Annotated in this window: 3 protein-coding genes; all 3 read right to left on the bottom strand. The window is 70.5% G+C overall.

Annotated features, from left to right (window positions below; genetic code table 11):
- Positions 1-110: 110 nt before the first annotated feature.
- Entirely contained in the window at positions 111-2,162 is a 2,052-nt protein-coding gene (locus ACFWU3_RS18155; protein ID WP_384438019.1) for a neutral/alkaline ceramidase, read from the bottom strand.
- A gap of 231 nt (positions 2,163-2,393) precedes the next feature.
- Complete coding sequence (locus ACFWU3_RS18160) at positions 2,394-2,561, bottom strand: hypothetical protein (RefSeq protein ID WP_313942438.1); 168 nt, start codon at positions 2,559-2,561, stop codon at positions 2,394-2,396.
- A 125-nt stretch (positions 2,562-2,686) separates the two neighbouring features.
- Entirely contained in the window at positions 2,687-5,077 is a 2,391-nt protein-coding gene (locus tag ACFWU3_RS18165) for an RICIN domain-containing protein (RefSeq protein ID WP_384438023.1), read from the bottom strand.
- Between the last annotated feature and the right edge of the window lie 204 nt (positions 5,078-5,281).

A 5,281-nucleotide genomic window follows, 5' to 3' on the forward strand; every position in this document is an offset into this window, starting at 1 on the left:
GGGGGATGGGGGGCGCCGTCCCCGCCCGGGCCGGGTGTGGGGCCCCCCCCCATCCCCGCCCCCCCCACCGCCCGGTTCGAGGCGTCAGCACACCGCCTCGCTCAGGGACGTCAGCCCACCGTGAAGGTCGGCGACACCCCGGTGAACGGCGTGATTTTGCCGAGCAGGTTCTTCGAGTCGCCGTGGTGCACGATGCGATAGGTGCCGGGCGCGGCGCCCGCACCGATGGACCAGGTGATCGTGGCCTTCGACGTCCCGGTGAGACCGTTGAGCCGCGTCCAGCGGTACTTCGTCTCCCAGTCGCCGTCGTCCAGGGTGCGCACCCACTGCCCGTTGACGAGCCGCTGCACCTCCAGGAAGGTGCCGCCCCGCCGCAGGTTGTTCTTCGGATGCCCGGTGGCGAAGTCGACGGTCACCGTCTGCCCCCGCGTGTAGGAGGCGGCGGGCGGGGCGAGAACCGACCCGAACGAACTGTTCGGCGGCGGGTTGTCGTACACGACGCCCGTCTGGAAGTTGAACTGCCGGCCCGACTCGTCCGGCGGGGCCGTGCCGCGGTCCAGCGGAGCACCCGTGCGCAGGGACGCCGCCACGCGGGCGAACTCCTGTTGGTACGCGGGCAGGGTGTAGCGCCCGTACAGCGTGGAGCCGCCCTCGTACTGCTGGGCGTCGTACTCCTCCGGGGTCGTCACGTACTGGCTGTAGGCGTTGGCGTACCCCTGCAACAGCACACGGTCGAGCGGCACACCGAGCTGCGCGGCCACGGTGCGGCGGACACGCAGACCGGAGGTGATGGTGAACTCGCCCGGGCCGGCGACGAGGTAGAGCCCGCCGATCTTCATGATCTGCAGCGGCAGGATCTTCGGGGTGACCGGGTGGACGTTGCTCAGCAGCCCGGTCGGAACCAGACTCGCCTTCGGGTACTGGCAGGTCGCGAGCCATGACGGCGTGTCGATGTGCAGCGCGTCGATGATGGCGGCGACGGGGGTCCGCATGCCTTCGGTGAAGCCGGGGATCGCCGGACCGTCCTCGACGCTGCCGGCGAGCGTGGACGCCCCCACGACGGCCGGGCAGGTGCGGTGCTCCTGCTGGTCCGGCGTGTAGGCGCCGCTCACGGTGACGTTCTCCATGTCGACGTAACTCAGCCGTGAGTCGACACTGCCAGTGACCGGCTTGGCGTTCCGGTAGACCTCGCTGGCCTTGTCGAACTGGCGCTCACCCAGAATGCGGGCGTTCTCGAACTCGTCCTCGGTGGGCCCCGATCCGGGCTTGAGGTTGAGGTTCGGTGACATGTCGCCGGCGTTCGTGTTGGGGAACGCGGCGACGAACCCCGGGGAGTTGTCGAGGTAGCGGACGCCCTCGTGGTCGTGCTCCCAGGTGTAGGCGGCATACCCCTTGTTGTCGGGGCTGATGAGCGTGTTCTTGTTGGTGATCGACGTGTTGTGCGTGGCGAACCAGCTGATCGCGCCCGCGTCCTTGTCGCCCTGGCGGAAGCGCAGCACGGTCATCGCCGGGTCGATGCCGCCGGGGAACGCGGCCCGGTCGGAGGCGGGGTTGCGGTCGAAGGCGGTGCGGGAGCGGTTCACGCTGGCATTGGTGAGGGTGCCGGTGCCCAGACTGATCGTGCCCGGCTTCAGATCGTCGTGCGCCTCGGCGACCGATTCGACGATGCCGTCGACGATGGCGCGGTAGGTGCCGCTCTGGAAGCCGAGCACGGAGAGGTTGTACGCGACGTGGTGGGAGTAGCCGCCGGGGCCGGAGTGCGTGTGGGTGGCCGACAGGAGCACGTTCTCCTCGCCGTACAGGCTCCCGTAGCGCTCCTTGAGCCGGGCTATGACGCCCTGTTGCACGGACTGGAAGATCATGGCGAGATCGGCGTTGACATACACGACGCGTTTGCCGCTCGCCCGGTCCACGACGACGAACGCGCGGGACCGCTGCCGCTGATGGATGCCGGACGTCTTCTGGTCGAAACTCGAATAGCCCATCATCCCGGTCTCGGCGGCCTCGCCGGTGACGTCGGAGATGCCGCGTCCGACGAGGTATTCCCCGTCGAGAGCGGCACCCGAGGCGGGTGAGGGGGCGCCGAGAGTGACCGCTCCCAGGGTCGCGGCGAGCGCCACGATCGGGAGTTTGCGTCGGGAGCGGCGGGGGGTGGGGGGCATGGAACCTCCTGGGGCGGGAGAAGACCTGTCGCCCGGTCCCGGTCGGCGGCTCACCGGCCTGTGGTGGTCCCGGAGCGGTGCCCCGACGGTAGAGGGGTGTGACCTGCGTCGCATAGATCTCTACCAGCCAGTAAGCGCATTCCGCGGCACCGGTCTCCGACCCGAGAGGAGATATCCGCCTCTATGCGGGGCTCCACCCCTCTTGCTCCGCGCGCTGACGCGGGGAGCCGGTCACTCGTTCGCGAGCAGGTCCTCGGCGCCGTCGAGCGAACCGTCCGCGACGATCGGGACGGAGACCGGGAGGCCCAACGGGCCTTCCTGCGTGTCGGCGTGGGCCTGGGGCGACGGGGTGAGCAGGGATGCCACGACACCGGTGACAAGGGAGGCAACAGCGGCCATGCTTCGCTTCTTCATGACGTGGTCAACGTCCGACGCCCCGTGACGTCACGGTTCGCATGGCGAACTCGGCCGTGCGCTCGAACCCGGCGGCCGGTTCGAGCGCCTCGCCAACGTCCCGCGGGGGATCAGACGAACGTCCACAGATGGTCCGCCGTCCCGTTGTCGGCGAACTGCACCACCTGCGCGCTGTCGGCCGTCGACATCCGGTCGACGCCCAGCACCTTGCCGCTGTGCCGGTTGCGGATGCGGTACCACCCGTCCCCGTTGTCCACCAGGGTCCACAGGTGGTCCGCGGTGCCGTTGTCCTCGTACTGGACGATCGTGGCACTGTCCGCCGTCGACATCCCGTCCACGCCGAGCACCTTTCCGCTGTGGCCATTGCGTACGAGGAACCAGCCGTCGCCCCGGTCGACGAGCTGCCACGCGTGGTCGCCGGTGCCGGTGTTGTCGAACTGCACCACCCGCGCACTGTTCTCGGTGGACATCCCGTCGACCGCGAGGACCTTGCCGCTGTGCTGGTTGAGGACGCGCCGGAACGGTGGTTCGGGGGTCCACGCGTGACCGTCCGCCGCCGTGGTCGGGAAGGAGGTGAGGCGCAGTCGTGCGGCGCCCATCGGGACGAGCGTGACCGTCTCGACGGGCGCGGTGGAGCGTGCCGGGCTCTGCTGGAGCGGCGCGACGACATGTTCGTCGTCGGCGATCCACTCCTCGATCCGGCGGGCGCGCGCCGTGATGCCGACCGGACTGGTGGCATGGGTGAAGGGGTTGGCCGCGAGCGGGCGCCCGGAACGGTGGAATACCGGCGGAACGGTCGTGTCCAGGCCGTAGTTCCAGGGTGTGGTGGCGTGCACCTCGTACTCGGGGAAGGCGTCCGTCCCCGCGTAACGCACGTACTCCTCCCCGATCCGCAGGGAGTAGGTCAGCGGGCCGTGGCTGACGCTCACCGCGCCATGGCCGGCGGACCACGTCCGCACCGCAGTGCGCTGGGGGAGGCGCAGTGTCACCACATCGCCGTCCGACCAGGTGCGCCGGATCTCCGCGAACGCGGGCCCGGCCGGGGCGCCGGCCACACGGCCGTTCACGCGCAGGACGGGGTTGCGGCACCAGCCGGGGATGCGCAGACGGAGCGGGAAGGACTCCCGCTCGGGGACGGACAGGGTCAGGGTGACGGTCTCGCCGAAGGGGTAATCGGTGGTCTCGGCGACCGTCACGGTCGTGCCGTCGGCCACCACCGCGCGGACCTCGCACGGTGCGTACATCGCGGCCGCCAGGCCCTTGTCGGGGGTGGCCAGCCACAGTTCCTCGGCGAAGTACGGCCAGCCCATGCCGTAGTTGTGCGGGCAGCAGCGGTACTGGTCGATGCCCGGCTGGAACGACTGCATGGCGAAGCCGTTCTGGAACTGGCCCTGCGTCTTGCGCGCGTTGTCCAGGTCGACGCTGTTGGCGCTCGTGATGTAGTGGACGCCGGTGCCCTGCGGGTCGAGTGAGGCGGGCAGCAGGTTGAACGCCAGGTCCTCGCACCGGTCGGCCCACACGGGGTCACCGGTGATACGGGTGAGCAGCTCGTGGCTCGCCATGAACTCGACGATGCCGCAGGTCTCGAACCCCTGGCGGGGATCGCCGAAGCCAGGCCGGTGGTTCTCGTCGCCGGCGATTCCGCCGCCGGGGAACTGGCCGTACTCACCGAGGACGCGCTCGTAGGTGCGGTAGGCGGCCCGGGTCAGGGCCGGGTCACCGGTGAACTGCGCGTACTGGGCCGGCTCCCGGAACCCCTGGGCGATGTTGACGTTGTGCGGTGTCGGGATCGTGTCGGTCCAGTTCGCGCCATGGGCGTGCATCTTCGCGGCGAGGTCGATCAGGAAGGCCTCGTTCGTACGGCGGTACAGCCACAGCGCGATGTCGAGACCGTCGCCCCAGCGGTAGGAGATCCAGCTGGTGTTGAAGGCGCCGGGGCCCTGGGTGTTCATGTAGCGCAGGAAGCGGGTCAGGAACGGGACGACGCGGGCGTCGCGCGTGTGCTCCTCCCACGTCCGCAGGGCCATGAGCAGGGGCAGGAAGGGCCAGAAGTCGGGACCGCCGTTCAGCGCGGTGCGCAGGGCACGCGGACCGAAGAAGCCGTCGCTCTGCTGGGTGGCGAGGACGGCGTCGATCCATCGGCGCGCCTTGGCCAGGGCGGCCCGGTCCCCGGTGGCCACCGCGAGAGGGACATGGCCGCGCAGCCAGTACGGGACCTCTTCCCAGCCGCCCCGCTCCGGGTGCACCCATCCGCTGGTGTCGAAGTCGAGGAAGTGGGATCGCTCGTCCAGCCGGCCGGCGAGCCCGTGGAGCTGGAGCCGTAACTGCTCGGCGAGCCAGCCGCGTGCCCGGATGCTGCCGGGCGGAAGTCTGTGGAAGGCGTCGGGCGTGGGCCCGGCGGTGCGCGGGGCGGCCGCGGCACCGATGGTGTGCGGTCCACAGAGCGCGGCGCCGGCGGTGAGAGCGCCGGCCCGCAGGAAGTGGCGTCGGTCGAGGGGCATGAGAGCGCTCCTGCCGGTGGGGTGTCGGGGGATGGCGGCCGTGCGGGCAGATGAGCATCGGGGGACGGAGGGCCGGTGCCAGGGATGGCGGCCGAGCGGTGCGCCCCCCCCCCCCCGGGGGGGGGGGGGGGCCCCCGGGTGAGGGGGTTGGGGAGGGGGTGGTGGCGGTGTGGGCGCCCCTGTTACATTGTGATTTAAAAAAAA

Origin of the sequence: Streptomyces sp. NPDC058685, assembly GCF_042714725.1 — a bacterium.
Taxonomy (GTDB): domain Bacteria; phylum Actinomycetota; class Actinomycetes; order Streptomycetales; family Streptomycetaceae; genus Streptomyces.

Bases quoted from the DNA above. Each gene is read 5' to 3' on its own strand.
- ACFWU3_RS18155 (WP_384438019.1), bottom strand. From the start codon at position 2,162: ATGCCCCCCACCCCCCGCCGCTCCCGACGCAAACTCCCGATCGTGGCG.
- ACFWU3_RS18160 (WP_313942438.1), bottom strand. From the start codon at position 2,561: ATGGCCGCTGTTGCCTCCCTTGTCACCGGTGTCGTGGCATCCCTGCTC.
- ACFWU3_RS18165 (WP_384438023.1), bottom strand. From the start codon at position 5,077: ATGCCCCTCGACCGACGCCACTTCCTGCGGGCCGGCGCTCTCACCGCC.